Source organism: Arthrobacter nitrophenolicus (genome assembly GCF_000332815.1).
Lineage (GTDB): Bacteria > Actinomycetota > Actinomycetes > Actinomycetales > Micrococcaceae > Arthrobacter > Arthrobacter nitrophenolicus.
Window position 1 is genome coordinate 26168 of the sequence record NZ_AOFD01000014.1, and the last position, 16741, is coordinate 42908.

At 67.0% G+C, this 16741-nt stretch carries 11 protein-coding genes and 3 pseudogenes; 13 read left to right on the top strand and 1 reads right to left on the bottom strand.

The features are described from left to right. The first annotated feature begins 62 nt into the window (after window positions 1–62). Both G205_RS07005 and G205_RS07010 read left to right on the top strand, forming a co-directional pair. Window positions 63–1981: pseudogene (locus G205_RS07005) on the top strand (amylosucrase). A gap of 51 nt (window positions 1982–2032) precedes the next feature. After that, entirely contained in the window at window positions 2033–2887 is an 855-nt protein-coding gene (locus G205_RS07010; RefSeq protein ID WP_009357361.1) for a prephenate dehydratase, read from the top strand. Here the strand turns inward: G205_RS07010 and G205_RS07015 are convergent. After that, window positions 2860–4779 carry an FAD-binding monooxygenase gene (locus G205_RS07015; protein ID WP_009357362.1) on the bottom strand — a complete coding sequence of 640 codons (1920 nt, stop codon included), beginning with the start codon at window positions 4777–4779 and terminating at the stop codon, window positions 2860–2862. The two genes, G205_RS07010 and G205_RS07015, sit on opposite strands and share 28 nt — an antisense overlap. A gap of 220 nt (window positions 4780–4999) precedes the next feature. On the opposite strand from G205_RS07015, the gene G205_RS07020 reads away from it, so the two are divergent. The 11 genes and pseudogenes from G205_RS07020 (at window position 5000) to G205_RS07070 (ending at window position 16698) form a co-directional block, all read left to right on the top strand. Further along, complete coding sequence (locus G205_RS07020) at window positions 5000–6484, top strand: fumarylacetoacetate hydrolase family protein (protein ID WP_009357363.1); 1485 nt, start codon at window positions 5000–5002, stop codon at window positions 6482–6484. Further along, window positions 6477–7160 (top strand): GntR family transcriptional regulator, encoded by a 684-nt coding sequence (locus tag G205_RS07025; protein WP_009357364.1) that lies wholly within the window; start codon window positions 6477–6479, stop codon window positions 7158–7160. Before G205_RS07020 ends, G205_RS07025 begins: the two co-directional genes overlap by 8 nt. A gap of 11 nt (window positions 7161–7171) precedes the next feature. After that, window positions 7172–8683 (top strand): 5-carboxymethyl-2-hydroxymuconate semialdehyde dehydrogenase, encoded by a 1512-nt coding sequence (hpaE, locus tag G205_RS07030; protein ID WP_009357365.1) that lies wholly within the window; start codon window positions 7172–7174, stop codon window positions 8681–8683. Window positions 8684–8716: 33 nt separating this feature from the next. Further along, on the top strand, window positions 8717–9802 hold the full coding sequence (gene hpaD, locus G205_RS07035) for a 3,4-dihydroxyphenylacetate 2,3-dioxygenase (RefSeq protein WP_009357366.1): 1086 nt from the start codon (window positions 8717–8719) through the stop codon (window positions 9800–9802). A 3-nt stretch (window positions 9803–9805) separates the two neighbouring features. After that, window positions 9806–10590, top strand: a pseudogene (hpaH, locus tag G205_RS07040) (2-oxo-hept-4-ene-1,7-dioate hydratase). Further along, on the top strand, window positions 10575–11405 hold the full coding sequence (locus tag G205_RS07045) for an HpcH/HpaI aldolase family protein (RefSeq protein WP_200859143.1): 831 nt from the start codon (window positions 10575–10577) through the stop codon (window positions 11403–11405). The pseudogene hpaH and the gene G205_RS07045 overlap by 16 nt, the downstream one beginning before the upstream one ends. Window positions 11406–11511: 106 nt before the next feature. Continuing rightward, window positions 11512–13015 (top strand): annotated as a pseudogene (locus tag G205_RS07050) (NAD-dependent succinate-semialdehyde dehydrogenase). 62 nt (window positions 13016–13077) lie between these two features. Further along, window positions 13078–13908 (top strand): endonuclease/exonuclease/phosphatase family protein, encoded by an 831-nt coding sequence (locus G205_RS07055; RefSeq protein ID WP_009357368.1) that lies wholly within the window; start codon window positions 13078–13080, stop codon window positions 13906–13908. A 49-nt stretch (window positions 13909–13957) separates the two neighbouring features. After that, window positions 13958–15010, top strand: a complete 1053-nt coding sequence (locus tag G205_RS07060) for a D-2-hydroxyacid dehydrogenase (protein WP_009357369.1) — start codon at window positions 13958–13960, stop codon at window positions 15008–15010. A 31-nt stretch (window positions 15011–15041) separates the two neighbouring features. After that, a complete protein-coding gene (locus tag G205_RS07065; protein ID WP_009357370.1) occupies window positions 15042–15779 on the top strand; it encodes a fumarylacetoacetate hydrolase family protein in 738 nt (245 codons plus the stop codon). Window positions 15780–15900: 121 nt separating this feature from the next. Further along, window positions 15901–16698 carry an IclR family transcriptional regulator gene (locus G205_RS07070; RefSeq protein WP_009357371.1) on the top strand — a complete coding sequence of 266 codons (798 nt, stop codon included), beginning with the start codon at window positions 15901–15903 and terminating at the stop codon, window positions 16696–16698. Window positions 16699–16741: the final 43 nt, after the last annotated feature.

A 16741-nucleotide genomic window follows, 5' to 3' on the forward strand; every position in this document is an offset into this window, starting at 1 on the left:
ACGTGGAATACTTCCGTAGAGGCAAGCCGGAACCGCCGGCGGACGCAGGAAGGGCCACACGAATGCAGGAAACCGCCAGGGTGGACGGAACGCCGCTGGAGCACGTGCTGGCAGCACTGTCCCGTGAACGGGGCAAGGGGCTGCTGCCGGACACGGCCTTCGACCGCCGCCTGGAGCGGACCCTGCCCCTGCTGGCGGATCTCTTCGGCTCCCTGTACAGCTCGCGGCCGGACTGGCAGGACCAGCTCGCAGCCCTCATTGTCCAGGCCGCCCGGTCCTGGCAGGAGCGGCCGGCCGGGCTGAAGGACCTGGACGCAGAGCGCGAAGGCGACAGCGGCTGGTTCCAGTCCAACGCCATGCTGGGCGGTGTCTGCTACGTGGACCGCTATGCGGAAAGCCTGGAGGGCGTCCGCGCCCGGATCCCGTACTTCAAGGAGCTGGGCCTGACCTACCTGCACCTCATGCCGCTGTTCCTGGCCCCCGAGCCGCATTCCGACGGCGGCTACGCGGTGTCCAGCTACCGGGAGGTCAACCCGAAACTGGGAACCATGGAGCAGCTGCGGTCCCTGGCGGCAGACCTGCGGAGCAACGGGATCAGCCTGGTGGTGGACTTTATCTTTAACCACACCTCGGACGAGCACGAGTGGGCCCGCAAGGCGGCTGCCGGCGATCCCGAATACAGCGGCTACTACTGGATTTTCCCGGACCGGACCATGCCGGACGCCTTCGAGCAGAACGTGCGTGAGATCTTCCCGGAAAACCATCCCGGGTCCTTCATCCAGATGGCGGACGGCCGGTGGGTCTGGGCCACCTTCACACCTACCAGTGGGACCTGAACTACTCCAACCCGGACGTCTTCCGCGCCATGGCCGGGGAAATGCTGTTCCTGGCGAACCAGGGCGTGGACATCCTCCGGATGGATGCCGTGGCCTTCATCTGGAAGGAGCTGGGAACCTCCTGCGAGAGCCGGCCCGAGGCGCACACCCTGCTCCGCGCCTTCAATGCGGTGTGCCGGCTGGCGGCGCCGTCGCTGCTGTTCAAGTCCGAGGCCATCGTGCATCCGGACGAGGTGGCGCTCTACATCGACCCCGCCGAATGCCAGATTTCCTACAACCCGCTGCAGATGGCGCTGATCTGGGAGTCCCTGGCCACGCGGGACGCCTCGCTGCTGGCCCAGGCCCTGGAGCGGCGGCACAACATCCCGGCAGGCACGTCCTGGGTCAACTACGTCCGCAGCCACGACGACATCGGCTGGACCTTCGCGGACGAGGACGCCGCGGAACTGGGCATCAACGGCTTCGACCACCGCCGTTTCCTGAATTCCTTCTACGTCAACCGGTTCCCCGGCAGCTTCGCCCGCGGCGTCCCCTTCCAGGACAACCCGCGCACCGGCGACTGCCGCATTTCGGGCACGACGGCGTCGCTGTGCGGCATGGAGGTCAACCCCGCCGAGGCGGTGGAACGGATCCTCCTGGCCCACTCGGTTGCCTTCAGCACCGGCGGCATCCCGCTGCTGTACCTGGGCGACGAGGTGGCCCAGCTCAACGACTACGACTATGCGCAGGAGCCAGGCCACGGGGAGGACAGCCGCTGGGTGCACCGGCCGCACTACCCGGCCGCGCAGTATGCCCGCCGCAACGACCCCGCCACACCGGAAGGCGCTGTGTACGCGGGGCTGAAGCGGATGATCGAAGTCCGCGGCGCCGCCCCTGAACTGGCCGGAACCACGCTGCTCGATTTCAATACCCACAACCGCAGCGTCCTGGCGTACCAGCGGCCGGCAAGCGCGGCCGACGGCGGCCAGACGCGGGTCCTTGCCCTCGCCAACTTCGGCGACTCCACCCAGCAGCTGCCAGCGGAAACCTTCGGCGGATACCTGCCTGCCGCCGTCGATCTTCTCTCGGAAGCCACGCTGGACCTGGGCGAAGGCGTCACGCTGCTCCCCCGCCAGTATCTCTGGCTGCGCGTCACGCCCGGCTAGCACCGGCGCCCGTTTTCCCAACCGGGGGCGGGCCGTGAAACCATACGGATCATGCCCCAGAAGATTGCGTACCAGGGTGAGCCCGGCGCCAACTCCAATATTGCCTGCCAGCAGATGTTCCCGGACATGGAAAGCGTGCCGTGCGCGAGCTTTGAGGACGCCTTCGAGCTGGTGGCCAGCGGCGAGGCCGACCTGGCCATGATCCCCATCGAGAACTCCATTGCCGGCCGGGTGGCGGACATCCACGTCCTGCTGCCGCAGTCCAACCTGCAGATCGTGGGCGAATACTTCCTGCCCATCCACTTCGACCTGCTGGGCATTCCGGGCAGCACCATCGAGGGGGCCACCGAGGTGCACAGCCACATCCACGCCCTGGGCCAGTGCCGGCGCCTGATCCGCGAGGCCAGCCTGCGCCCGGTCATCGCCGGCGACACCGCAGGATCCGCCCGGGAAGTGGCCGAGTGGAACGATCCCCGCAAGCTGTCCCTGGCTCCCCCGCTGGCCGCACAGATCTATGGCCTCGAGGTGCTGGCGTCCCGGGTGGAGGACGATCCCTCCAACACCACCCGGTTCGTGGTCCTGGCACGGGAAAAGGAACTGCCGGCCCGGGACGAACTTCCCGGACCGGCAGTCACCAGCTTTGTGTTCCGCGTGCGCAACGTCCCGTCAGCGCTGTACAAAGCACTGGGCGGTTTCGCCACCAACGGCGTGAACATGACCCGGCTTGAGAGCTACATGGTGGGCAACGAGTTCGCCGCCACCATGTTCATGGCCGACGTCGAAGGCCACCCCGAGGACCTGCCACTGAAGCTGGCACTCGAGGAACTGGACTTCTTCACCACCGAGGTTCGGATCCTGGGCGTCTACGCCGCGGCCGACTACCGCGCGGCGGCCGCCACGGCCTGACGCGGCTGCTGCCCGGGCTTGAGGAACCGGGCGAAGAACGCGCCCAGTTCCGCGGTGGCGGTCAGCGGCAGGACGTTGGCCACGTACTGGTCCGGGCGGACCACCACCACGGCACCGTTGCGGTCCAGGCCCCGGAGGTCGAAGATGTCCGCATTCGGGTCCGTGCCGTAGACCTTCTCGTAGTCGGTCAGCTTGAACGGGCCCACCTGCGGCTTGAATACCGCGGGAACCTTGTTGATGTCGACGGCGGTGTGCCCCTGCTGGTAGATGACCTTCAGGTCGAACCAGGCATCCGGGTCGCCGCCGGCCGGGGTGGCAGCCAAGGGTGATTCCGGCGAGCTGGCGAACCATTCGGCCAGCAGGTCGGTGGCCGAACCGGTCCCCGGCTGTGCCGCGTCCGCAAACACGTAGATCCGCCAGCGGCCGTCCGCGGTGGCGTGGTGGCCCAGGTGGATCGGGTTGGTGTCCGCCACCCGGACCACGGGGGCGGACTTGAAGCGTTTACCCACGGGGAAACCGGTGGCCAGGTCCTGGTGGTCGTCGGTCCCGACAATCAGGGACGGGGCGTACTGGGTCATGAACCCGGCGGGGAATTCGGCGGTGCGGACGTAGAAGTCTTCCAGGTCCGAGGGGTGTTCGAAGTCCTCGGGCTTCTTGGCCATCATGGATGACCATTCCTTATCGAAGTCGATGAGGTTCTTCGCCACCACCTGGCGCTCTTCGGAGTAGGTAGAGAGCAGGCTCTCCGGGCTGCGGCCCTCCAGGACATGGCCCAGCTTCCACGCGATGTTGAAGCCGTCCTGCATGGACACGTTCATCCCCTGGCCCGCCTTGGCGCTGTGGGTGTGGCAGGCGTCGCCGGTGATGAAGACGCGCGGGGTGCGGGTGCCGCGGTCCTCCGGCAGGACGTCGTCGAACCGGTCGGTGAGGCGGTGGCCCACCTCGTAGACGCTGTGCCAGGCGACGTTGCGGACGTCCAGGGTGTAGGGGTGGAGAATCTCGTTCGCCTTGTGGATGATTTCGTCGATGCTGGTGTTCCGCACCGCATGGTGGGTGGCGGGGTCCACCTCCCCCAAATCCACGTACATGCGGAACAGGTGTCCGCCTTCGCGCGGGATCAGCAGGATGCTGCCCTTTTCGCCCTGGATGGCGCACTTGGTGCGGATATCCGGAAAATCGGTCACCGCGAGCGTGTCCATGACACCCCAGGCATGGTTGGCCTGGTCGCCGGCGAGGGTGCAGCCGATGGCCTGGCGGACCTTGCTGCGTGCGCCGTCGGCACCCACCACGTACTTGGCGCGGACAACGCGCTCCTGCCCCTCGTTGGGCCCGGATGTGTGGAGCAGGGTAACCGTGACCGGGTACTCGCCGCTGTCCGCGACCTCCAGGCCCTGGAACTCGTAGCCGAAGTCCGGCTTCAGGCGTGACGGCGAGTTGGCGGCAAATTCCGCGAAGTAGTCCAGGACGCGGGCCTGGTTGACGATGAGGTGCGGGAATTCGCTTATGCCCGTCTCGTCGTCGACGGCGCGGGCGGAGCGGACGATGTTCGCACGGTTGGCCGGGTCCGGCTTCCAGAAGGCCATCTCGGTAATCCGGTAGGCCTCGGCGGTGATCCGCTCGGCAAAACCGAAGGCCTGGAAGGTCTCCACGCTGCGGGCCTGGATGCCGTCGGCCTGGCCGATGGCCAGCCGTCCGGGGCGGCGCTCGATGATGCGCGTGGTGACGTCCGGGAACATCGAGAGCTGCGCGGCGGCAAGCATGCCGGCAGGGCCCGTGCCAACGATCAGCACATCCACTTCGTCCGGAAGTTCTTCGGGGCGGTTGATGCCGACGCCGGCGGCCGGCTGGACCCGCGGGTCACCGGATACGTAGCCGTGGTGGTGAAACTGCACGGTATTCCTCACTTCTTTGTGGTGGCTGCTGTGTTCTATATCAGAACAAGTGATTCGATAATGGAAACGATAGAACTTGGCATCCACTGTACGCCCGATGTGACGCGGGCGACAAGTGCCCCTCAATCACCGCGGAACCCCGCGGAAAAAGGGGGTTGACGAACGCCGGCTCAAGGTGAATAGTGATCGTATACGATTTCGTACCTGATGAGGAGAAGCTTTGGAGCAGGTCAACGAGGACACGCTGGCGTCAACGCGCAAGGTGATCGCGGTGCACATCAACTACCCCAGCCGGGCGGCCCAGCGCGGCCGCACCCCCGCCCAGCCTTCCTACTTCCTCAAGCCCTCCAGCTCCCTGGCACTGACCGGCGGCACCGTGGAGCGGCCGGCGGGCTGTGAACTGCTTGGCTACGAGGGCGAGATCGCCCTGGTGATCGGCAAGGCGGCCCGCCGCGTCAGCATCGAGGACGCGTGGAGCCACGTTGCCGGCGTCACCGCCAGCAACGACCTAGGGGTGTACGACCTGCGCTGGGCGGACAAGGGATCCAACCTCCGGTCCAAGGGCGGGGACGGCTTCACCCCGGTGGGCCCGGCACTGATCCCGGCAGACGCCGTCGACCCCGCGCAGCTGCGGATCCGCACCTGGCACAACGGCCACCTGGTCCAGGACGACACCACGGAAGACCTCCTCTTCCCGTTCGCCCGGCTGGTAGCGGACCTGTCCCAGCTGCTCACCCTGGAGGAGGGGGACATCATCCTGACCGGCACCCCGGCCGGCGCGTCCGTGGCCAAGCCCGGCGATGTGCTTGAGGTGGAGGTCTCCGCCAGCAACCTCACCACCGGCAACCTCACCACGGGCCGGCTGGCCACCACCGTTGTGGAAGGCACGACGCCGTTCGCGGACTTTGGTGCCGGGCCCAAGGTCGATGAACTGCAGCGGGAGGAAGCGTACGGCTCGCGCGAAGCGGCCGGACTTCCCGCCGCTGACAGCGTGTTGACGCCGGAGCTGAAGGGCAAGCTGGAATCCGTGGCCACCGCCACTCTCTCCTCGCAGATGCGCAAGCGCGGCCTGAACAACGTCAGCATCGATGGCCTGCAGGCCACCCGCCCGGACCGCCGCGTGGTGGGACTGGCCAGGACCCTGCGCTACGTGCCCAACCGCGAGGACCTCTTCAAGACCCACGGCGGTGGCTTCAATGCGCAGAAGAAGGCCATCGACTCGGTCAACGAGGGCGAAATCCTGGTGATGGAGGCCCGCGGCGAGAAGGGCACGGGCACTGTTGGTGACATCCTGGCCCTCCGCGCCCAGGTCCGCGGCGCCGCAGCCATCATCACCGACGGCGGCGTCCGCGACTTCACCGCCGTGGCGGGCCTGGACATGCCCACGTGGTTCGCCAACCCGCACCCCGCGGTCCTCGGCCGCCGCCACATCCCCTGGGACACGGACATCACCATCGCCTGCGGCGGTGCCACGGTCCAGCCCGGCGACATCATCGTGGCCGACGCTGACGGCATCCTGGTCATCCCGCCGCCCATCGCCGAAGAACTGGTGGACGACTGCATCCAACAGGAGAAGGAAGAAGCCTTCATCTTCGAAATGGTCAAACAGGGCAACAGCGTGGACGGCCTCTACCCGATGAACGCCGAATGGCAGAGCAAGTACGCGGAGTGGGAACGAATGGAAGCAGGAAAAGCTGATGCCTGAAACGGCCGTCACCGACCTCCCCGCTGCCGCTCCCGGCAGCAAATCCGAACAGGCGTACCAGGCCATTAAGGCGCGGATCGTCGAGGGCACCTACACCCCCGGGTACCGGCTGGTGCTGGGCACCATCGCCAAGGACCTCGGCTTCAGCGTGGTCCCGGTCCGCGAAGCCATCCGCCGGCTGGAGGCCGAAGGCCTGGTGAAGTTCGAACGCAATGTGGGCGCCACCGTAGCCGGCATCGACCCCACCGAATACCTGTACACCATGCAGACGCTCAGCATCGTGGAAGGTGCGGCCACCGCACTGTCCGCCCCGCTGATCGATGCGGTAGCCATCGCACGCGCCCGCGCCGTGAACGAGGAAATGCGCGAATGCCTTGAACACTTCAACCCCGTCCGGTTCACCCAGCTGAACCAGGACTTCCACAGCGTCCTTTTCGAGCACTGCCCCAACCCGCACATCCTGGACCTGGTCCACCGCGGCTGGAACCGGCTGGCCGCACTGCGGTCCTCCACGTTCCGCTTCGTCCCCGGCCGGGCCCGCGAATCGGTGGCGGAGCACGAAGGGCTGCTGCAGCTCATCGAATCCGGCGCCGACCCGGACACCATCGAAAAAGCCGCCCGCCAGCACCGGGCGGCCACCCTGGACGCATACCTCGCCCAAGCAAAGCACCAGTAAGGACATCAACGATGACGACCTCAGTAGAAACCACCCAGCACTACGTCCCCAAGGACCTGCCCGCCCATATCCAGCATTACATCAACGGCGAGTTCGTTGACTCCGTGGGCGGCAAGACCTTCGACGTCCTGGACCCGGTTTCCAACCGCAACTACGCCACCGCCGCGGCCGGCCAGAAAGAGGACATCGACCTGGCCGTTGCCGCCGCCCGCGAAGCGTTCGTGAACGGCCCGTGGCCGAAGATGAAGCCCCGCGAGCGGGCCCGCGTCCTGAACAAGATTGCCGACGCCGTCGAAGCCCAGGAAGCACGCCTGGCCGAGCTCGAAACCTTCGATACCGGCCTTCCGATCACCCAGGCCAAGGGCCAGGCGCTCCGCGCAGCCGAGAACTTCCGCTTCTTCGCGGACCTGATCGTGGCCCAGTTCGACGACGCCATGAAGGTCCCCGGCTCGCAGATCAACTACGTCAACCGCAAGCCGATCGGCGTCGCAGGCCTGATCACGCCGTGGAACACCCCGTTCATGCTGGAGTCCTGGAAGCTCGCCCCCGCGCTGGCCACCGGCAACACCGTGGTGCTGAAGCCGGCCGAGTTCACGCCGCTGTCCGCCTCGCTGTGGGCCACCATCTTCAAGGAAGCGGGCCTGCCCGACGGCGTCTTCAACCTGGTCAACGGACTGGGCGAGGAAGCAGGTGACGCCCTGGTCAAGCACCCGGACGTTCCGCTGATCTCCTTCACCGGCGAGACCACCACCGGCCAGACAATTTTCCGGAACGCGGCCGCCAACCTCAAGGGCCTGTCCATGGAACTCGGCGGCAAGTCCCCGTGCGTCGTGTTCGCCGACGCCGACCTGGACGCCGCGATCGATTCCGCCCTGTTCGGGGTCTTTTCCCTGAACGGCGAGCGCTGCACGGCCGGCTCCCGCATCCTGGTGGAGCGCGCGATCTACGACGAGTTCTGCGAGAAGTACGCCGCCCGGGCCAGGAACATCGTCGTCGGCGATCCCCACGACCCCAAAACCCAGGTGGGCGCCCTGGTCCACCCGGAGCACTACGAGAAAGTCGCATCCTACGTGGAGATCGGCAAGTCCGAGGGCCGGCTCCTCGCCGGCGGCGGCCGCCCCGACCACTTGCCCGAAGGCAACTACATCGCACCCACCGTGTTCGCCGACGTCGCCCCCGACGCCCGGATCTTCCAGGAGGAAATCTTCGGACCGGTGGTGGCCATCACCCCGTTCGAGAACGACGACGAGGCCCTCGCCCTGGCCAACAACACCAAGTACGGCCTGGCCGCCTACATCTGGACCCAGAACCTCACCCGGGCCCACAACTTCTCGCAGAACGTGGAGGCCGGGATGGTGTGGCTGAACAGCCACAACGTCCGCGACCTGCGCACCCCGTTCGGCGGCGTCAAGGCCTCCGGACTGGGCCACGAAGGCGGCTACCGCTCCATCGACTTCTACACCGACCAGCAGGCCGTGCACATCACCCTCGGCACCGTCCACACCCCCAAATTCGGCGCCTAACCAGCAAGCCCCTTTCAAAGAAGAGAGACCATCATGACCAACTTCGTTCCCACCCCCACCGTCCCGGCACCGGACATCGTCCGCTGCGCCTACATGGAGATCGTGGTCACCGACCTCGCCAGGTCCCGCGAGTTCTACGTGGACGTCCTGGGCCTGCACGTCACCGAGGAAGACGGGAACGCGATCTACCTGCGGTCCCTGGAGGAGTTCATCCACCACAACCTGGTCCTCCGCAAGGGGCCGGTGGCCGCCGTCGCCGCCTTCGCCTACCGGGTGAAGTCCCCCGCCGAGGTGGACGCCGCCGAGGCCTACTACAGGGAACTCGGCTGCCGGGTGGAGCGCCGCAAGGAGGGCTTCACCAAGGGCGTGGGCGACTCCGTCCGCGTGGAGGACCCGCTGGGCTTCCCCTACGAGTTCTTCTACGACGTGGAGCACGTGGAGCGCCTCACCCAGCGCTACGACCTGTACTCCGCCGGTGAGCTGGTCCGCCTGGACCACTTCAACCAGGTCACCCCGGACGTCCCCCGCGGCCGCAAGTACCTGGAGGACCTGGGCTTCCGCGTCTCCGAGGACATCAAGGATTCCGACGGCGTCACGTACGCCGCGTGGATGCACCGCAAGCAGACCGTGCACGATACCGCCCTGACCGGCGGCAACGGCCCGCGCATGCACCACGTCGCGTTCGCCACGCACGAGAAGCACAACATCATCCAGATCTGCGACAAGATGGGCGCCCTGCGCATCAGCGACCGGATCGAACGCGGGCCCGGCCGGCACGGCGTGTCCAACGCGTTCTACCTCTACATCCTGGACCCGGACGGCCACCGCATCGAGATCTACACCCAGGACTACTACACCGGCGACCCGGACAACCCCACCATCACCTGGGACGTCCACGACAACCAGCGCCGTGACTGGTGGGGCAACCCCGTGGTCCCGTCCTGGTACACCGAGGCCTCCCTGGTCCTGGACCTGGACGGCAACCCGCAGCCGGTCATCGAGCGCGAGGAAAAGTCCGAGATGGCAGTGACAGTGGGCGCCGACGGCTTCTCCTACACCCGCAAGGACGGCTCACCGGAAGGTGACCGGACGGGGTTCAAGCTGGGAGTGCAGGTCTGACCCATGCTGGAGCCGACGACGATTGAGGCCATCGCGGACGAGCTGGTGGAAGCCGGCCGGACCCGCACCCCTGTTCCCCTCCTGACGGCCCGGTACCCGGGCATGACCGTGGAGGATTCCTACGCCGTGCAGCAGTTGTGGCGGCGCCGCAACGAGGAAGCCGGCAGGACCCTGGTGGGGCGCAAGATCGGCCTCACGTCCAAGGCCATGCAGGCCGCCACGGGCATCACCGAACCGGACTACGGCGCCATCTTCGATGACATGGTCCTGGACACCGGCTGCTCGGTCCAATGGGACCGCTACACGCACCCGCGGGTGGAGGTGGAGCTGGCGTTCGTCCTCAAGGACGGGCTCAAGGCCCCGGCGTCACCATCTTCGATGTCCTGAAAGCCACCGACTACGTGGTCCCGGCCCTCGAGATCCTGGACTCCCGGATCGAGATGGAGGGCCGGACCATCGTGGACACCATCTCGGACAACGCCGCGATGGGCGCCATGGTCATCGGCGGGAACCCGGTCAAGCCGGACGCGGTGGACCTGCGCTGGGTCTCCGCCATCCTCTACAAGAACCAGACCGTGGAGGAAACCGGCGTGGCCGCCGGCGTCCTGGACCACCCGGCCAACGGCGTCCACTGGCTGGCCAACAAGATCGCAGCGCACGGCGACTCCTTGAAGGCCGGGGACATCATCCTGGCCGGCTCGTTCACCCGCCCCATGTGGGTCTACAAGGGCGACACCGTGCACGCCGACTACGGACCCCTGGGGAGTGTCACATGCCGCTTCGAATAGAGGACACGTTCCGGTCCGCTTTAGCCGCACAAAAAGGTAAAGCAGGCCGGCCGCTGGCCGGGATGTGGGTGTGCTCCGGCAGCCCGCTCATCGCGGAACTCTGCGCCGGGTCGGGCCTGGACTGGCTGCTGGTGGACGCCGAACACTCCCCCAACGGGCTGGAGTCCATCCTCGCCCAGCTCCAGGCGATCCACGGCTACCCGGTCCACACCCTGGTCCGGCCGCCGGTGAACGACACCGTGGTGATCAAGCAGTACCTGGACCTCGGTGTACAGAACCTGCTCATCCCCATGGTTAACTCCGTGGCTGAAGCCGAGGCCGCCGTGGCCGCCACCCGCTACCCGCCCCACGGCGTCCGCGGTGTGGGGTCGGCCCTGGCCCGGGCCGCCCGCTGGAACCGGGTGCCGGACTACCTGGCCCGGGCCAGCGAGACCATCAGCGTCACGGTCCAGATCGAATCCACCGCCGCCGTGGACGCGGTCGAGGACATCCTGAAAGTGGACGGCGTGGACGCCGTCTTCATCGGCCCGTCCGACCTCGCCGCCTCCATGGGCCTGCTGGGCCAGCAGGAACACCCCGAGGTGCGCGCCGCCGTCGAACACTGCCTCACGGCCGCGAAGACGGCCGGCAAGCCCGCCGGCGCGAACGCCTTCAACCCGGACACCGCGCGGCATTACCTGGACCACGGCGCGGATTTCATCCTGGTGGGCGCCGACGTCGCACTCCTCGCGCGCGGCTCCGAGGCCCTCGCCGCGCAGTACATCCCGCAGCCGGTGGTTGAGCCCGTCGAAACCAAGCCCCGCGCCAGCTACTAGCCCGGTGGTTGAGCCTGTCTACTCACTCCGGTGGTTGAGCCTGTCGAAACCAGGTTTCGACAGGCTCAACCACCGGTCCCCCCCACTTTCCTTCAAAGGAGCACCTATGTCGCTTGCCCCTGCCTTGTCCCCTGCCGTCTCGCCGGAGCGCGAGGCCGCGCTGCTCACTTCCGTCCCGACCGGCCTGCTGATCAGCGGGGAGTGGGTGGACTCGTCCGATGGCGGCACGTTCGACGTGCACGACCCCGCCACCGGGCAGGTCCTTGCCTCCCTCGCCTCCGCCACCAGCGACGACGCCATCGCCGCGCTTGACGCTGCCGACGCCGTCCAGGCGTCCTGGGCACGCACCGCACCCCGGGTGCGGGCCGAGATCCTCCGCCGCGCCTTCGACCTGGTCACCGAACGCGCCGAAGACTTTGCCCTGCTGATGACCCTGGAAATGGGCAAACCCCTGCCCGAGGCCCGCGGCGAAGTCACCTACGGAGCAGAGTTCCTGCGCTGGTTCTCCGAAGAGACCGTCCGCGACTACGGCCGCTACCTCACCACCCCCGAAGGCAAAAACAAAATCCTGGTCCACCACAAACCCGTCGGACCCTGCCTGCTCATCACCCCCTGGAACTTCCCCCTCGCGATGGCCACCCGCAAAGTCGCCCCCGCCGTCGCCGCGGGGTGCACCATGGTGTTGAAGCCCGCCAAGCTGACTCCTTTGACGGCGCAGTATTTCGCGCAGACCATGCTCGACGCCGGCCTGCCCGCCGGTGTGTTGAATGTTGTTTCCTCGTCGTCGGCGTCCGGGATTTCCGGGCCGCTCCTGAAAGACTCCCGGCTGCGGAAGGTCTCGTTCACCGGCTCCACGCCGGTCGGTAAACGGCTCATGGCCGATGCCGCCCAGAACGTCCTGCGCACCTCCATGGAACTCGGCGGCAACGCCCCCTTCATCGTCTTCGAGGACGCCGACCTCGACAAAGCCGTCGAAGGGGCCATGGCAGCGAAGATGCGGAACATGGGCGAAGCCTGCACCGCCGCCAACCGCTTCCTCGTCCACGAAACCGTCGCCCAGGAATTCACCCGCAAGTTCGCCGCGGCGATGGCCACCCTGGCCACCGGCCGCGGCACCGACCCCAACACCCAGGTCGGCCCGCTCATCGACGCCGGCGCCCGCGACGACGTGCACGCCCTCGTGAGTGCCGCCGTCGACGCCGGTGCCGTCGCCGTCACCGGCGGGGCACCCGTGGACGGGCCCGGCTACTTCTACCAGCACCGTCCTCGCCAACGTCCCCCACAACGCCGCCATCCTCAGCCAGGAAATCTTCGGCCCCGTCGCCCCCGTCACCACCTTCACCACCGAAGCCGAAGCAATCCGCCTGGCCAACGCCAGTGAGTACGGGCTCGCGTCCTACCTCTACAGCCGCGACTTCAACCGCCTGCTGAGGGTGGCGGAGCAGATCGAATTCGGCATGGTCGGGTTCAACGCCGGCGTCATCTCCAACGCCGCCGCCCCCTTCGGCGGCGTCAAACAATCCGGCCTCGGCCGCGAAGGCGGCACCGAAGGCATCACCGAATACACCACCACCCAATACATCGGCATCGCCGACCCCTACGCCGGCTGAGTCCCCGTGGCGCGCGCCCCGGGGCTCTGGCGATCCCCGGGGTGTGCGGGCAGGATGGATGGATGGCGCAGCACCTGGACATTCCGCCGTACTTTTACGGCGAGCTGATCAGGACCACGGCCCGCGTGGTCACCTGGAACGTGTGGGGGCTGTACGGCCCCTGGCAGGAGCGGGAAGCGGCGATAACTTCCACGCTGCTGGAGGCAAGGCCTGATCTTCTTGTGCTGGCGGAGTCCTGGTCAAAGGGTGACGACAGCCAGTCCGCGAGGCTGGCCGGCCCCCTGGGGCTGCCGTACCACGCCTTCACCGGGGTTCCGGCGCAGGAGGACGAGTCAGCACTCTCGGGGGTTGCGGTCCTGTCCAGGTGGCCCGTGGCCGATGCAGCGGGCTTAAGCTTTGGTGCGTTGCGGGTGCAGTACGTCCGTGTGGACGGCCCGCGTGGACCAATCCAGGTGTACGGAGTGGTGATGGACGCGTGGTGGCTTGACGAAAGCCAGGCACGGCAGGATGCGGTCCGCGGACTGATCGCCCACCTGCATGCGGCACAGGATGAGCGGACTCCCCTGGTCGTGTGCGGGGACTTTAACGCCGATCCCGACAGCGATGAAATGCGCCTCATGACGGGCCGTGCGGCAGCGCCGGTTCCCGGTTTGTCCTTCTACGATGCCTGGGACGTGGCGGCACCGGGCATGACGGGCAGCACGTGGTCCAATGCCAATCCAGGGGCAGCCCAGCTCTTGTGGCCGGACCGGCGGATCGACTATATCTTCACCGCCGCACCCCGGCGGGGCGGAGCCGGGCATCCGCGGGCAGCAGCCCTGCTCGGCACCACCCCGGTGGCCGGCATCTATCCGTCGGACCACTATGGGCTTCAGGCCGACATCCGGTACTAGACGCTGAAATTTGTTCAGCATATTAGCCATCAGCCAGTATAGTGAACGAATGACTTCCTCTCTTACAGTCGCGATCGCTGTACCCCTCGAAGCCGAGCTGGTGGAGCAGATCCGCGCCGTCGACCCTTCCGTTACTGTCCGCTACGAGCCGGACCTCCTCCCACCGGAGCGGTTCCCCGCCGACCACTCCGGCGACCCCGCGTTCAAGCGAACCCCCAACCAGGAAGAACGCTACTGGGCCATGCTCAACAGCGCGCAGGTGCTGTACGGCTTCCCCAACGAAAGTCCTGCCGGTCTTGCCCGCATCGCCCGCGAAAATCCCCACCTGCAGTGGATCCACGCGATGGCAGCAGGCGCGGGCGGGGCCGTCAAGGCGTCAGGCCTGGACCAGGAGACCTTGCAGAAGTTCAGGATCACCACATCGGCAGGCGTCCATGCCCTGCCGCTCGCCGAATTCGCAGCGCTGGGGATCCTCAACGGCTTCAAGCGGAGCGCGGAACTGGCCCGGGACCAGGCCGCCAAGATTTGGCCGGACCTCCGGATTCCCACCCGCCTCGTCAACGGCTCCACCCTGGTGGTCACGGGACTGGGCGAGATCGGACTGGAGACGGCACGGATTGCCAGGGCGCTGGGAATGAAGGTCAGCGGGACCAAACGCTCAGTGGAACCCATCGACGGCATCGACCATGTGGTGGACAACGCCGGCCTGCCGGGCCTCCTGGCCACGGCCGATGCGGTGGTCAATACGCTGCCCGGCACGGCATTCACCGAGAAGCTCTTCAACCGGGAAGTCTTCGCCGCCATGAAGCCCGGGACGGTCTTCGTCAACGTGGGCCGCGGCACCGTCGTTGACGAGGAGGCACTGCTGGAAGCCCTGGACAACGGCCAGGTCAGTTACGCCTGCCTGGACGTTTTCGCCATCGAACCCCTCCCCCAGGACAGCCCCCTGTGGGAGCACCCCAAGGTGATGGTTTCCCCGCATACCTCCGCCCTCAGCGCCGCGGAGAACCGCCTCATTACCGAACGCTTCTGCAGCAACCTGCGGACCTTCCTCGACGGCGGCGACCTCCCCCACCTCGTGGACACGGTCCACTTCTACTAAACCCGCCGGCCGAAGCACGATCAGGAGATCCATGCGCATCGCACGCATCAAGACAGCAGAAGGCGCCCGGCATGCAGTGGAGCGGGACGGGACATGGCACCACATTGTTGACCCGTTCGCGGAGCCCCTCAGCTACACGGGGCACACCACCCCGCACGCCGACGCCGTATTCCTCGCCCCGGTCCGGCCCGCGGTGGTGCTTGGAATCGGGCACAACCGGACACTGAACGACCATCCGCTGCCCATCCAGGCCTGGCATAAGTCCGTGCACACCCTCGCGGATCCCAACGATCCGGTCGTCGCGGCCCGGGACCGCGGCACGGTCAATGTGGAAGGCGAACTCGCGATGGTCATCGGGAAACAGGCGAAGGACCTGACGCCCGGCAACGCGCTGGAGCATGTCCTCGGCTATACCTGCGTCAATGACGTGACCAACGCGGACCAGGGCCTGGTGGATGAACGGAATTTCCAGGGCAAGGCCGGCGTGAACTACACGCCCCTTGGCCCGTGGATAGAAACAGACATCCCGGATCCGGACAGCGTGGGCATCGATGTGATTGTCAACGGGACGGCACGGGCCAACTCCGGGACGCACAACCTGCCCTCCTCAGTGGTGGAGTGCCTTGTGTACGTCACGTCCTGGCTGACCCTGGAACCCGGCGACGTGCTCATGACAGGTGCTCCCGGGACGGCAGTGGCCGTTCAGCCGGGCGACCACGTGGAGATTATGGTGGAGCGGATCGGGATCCTGTCCAACAGGATCTCCTGACCCTGCCTGCCGCCTTCGGGTTAATGCACGGCTTCGGCGCGATGAGAAGCGCCCTCTATGATGGATGGTGTTCAGTCACATGAACACCGCTCGTCCTGCCGCGGCAACCCGAAGGAGAATCATGGCCGATTCCCGCAACCCAGGTTCATCAGACAACCAGGGCACCGCTTCCCCAGCCCCCGCCGTGACCCGGGCGGCTGCCGTCCTGGATGCGCTGGCCTCCTCCGCCACCGGCCGCCTCACGCTCAGCGACCTTTCGCGTGAAGTAGGCATTCCCAAGTCGTCGACGTCCAACCTGCTGCTGGCGCTGGAGGAAGCCAGGCTCATCAGCCGCCAGGGCAGCGAGTTCACCCTGGGCCGCAAGCTGGTTGAGCTTGGCGCGGCCTACCTTGGCCGCCTGGATGAGGTGCAGGAGTTCTACCGCTACTGCGAGCAGGCCCCCGTCCTCTCCGGCGAAACCGTTCGCATCGCCATGCTTGACGGTTTGAACGTCATCTACCTCGCCCGCTACGAGGGGCACCCCGCGGTGCGCCTGACGTCGAATATCGGCGACAAAATGCCCGTCTCGCTCTGCGCGGTGGGCAAGGCACTGATCGCGCGGCTGCACGACCATGACATCGAGGAGCTCTTCCCCGACGACGCCGAGCTGCCCGTGCTGACGCCTAAGTCGCTGCGCACGGGTGCGGAATTCAAGGCCCAGCTGCGGACCATCCGCGAACAGGGCTACGCCTTCGAGGACGAGGAGTCCACCACGGGCGTGGTCTGCCTTGCCGTTGCCGTCCCCACCCGGGGAGCCCACGGCCCCAGCCTTGGCCTGTCCGTGACGGCCCTCAAGGCCACCTACACCCCGGAGCAGGGCGCCCAGATGGTCAAGGAACTCCAGGAACTGGCCCACTCGCTGGGCAATCCCATGGGCTGATCCCGCCCGCCGCGGGGATTTTCCCGTCACAAAGTCCACACCC

Excerpts from the sequence above, each read along its gene's own strand:
- G205_RS07065 (WP_009357370.1), top strand. The coding sequence starts at position 15,042 with ATGCGCATCGCACGCATCAAGACAGCAGAAGGCGCCCGGCATGCAGTG.
- G205_RS07045 (WP_200859143.1), top strand. The coding sequence starts at position 10,575 with ATGCCGCTTCGAATAGAGGACACGTTCCGGTCCGCTTTAGCCGCACAA.
- hpaD (WP_009357366.1), top strand. The coding sequence starts at position 8,717 with ATGACCAACTTCGTTCCCACCCCCACCGTCCCGGCACCGGACATCGTC.
- G205_RS07025 (WP_009357364.1), top strand. The coding sequence starts at position 6,477 with ATGCCTGAAACGGCCGTCACCGACCTCCCCGCTGCCGCTCCCGGCAGC.
- G205_RS07055 (WP_009357368.1), top strand. The coding sequence starts at position 13,078 with ATGGCGCAGCACCTGGACATTCCGCCGTACTTTTACGGCGAGCTGATC.
- hpaE (WP_009357365.1), top strand. The coding sequence starts at position 7,172 with ATGACGACCTCAGTAGAAACCACCCAGCACTACGTCCCCAAGGACCTG.
- G205_RS07060 (WP_009357369.1), top strand. The coding sequence starts at position 13,958 with ATGACTTCCTCTCTTACAGTCGCGATCGCTGTACCCCTCGAAGCCGAG.
- G205_RS07070 (WP_009357371.1), top strand. The coding sequence starts at position 15,901 with ATGGCCGATTCCCGCAACCCAGGTTCATCAGACAACCAGGGCACCGCT.
- G205_RS07010 (WP_009357361.1), top strand. The coding sequence starts at position 2,033 with ATGCCCCAGAAGATTGCGTACCAGGGTGAGCCCGGCGCCAACTCCAAT.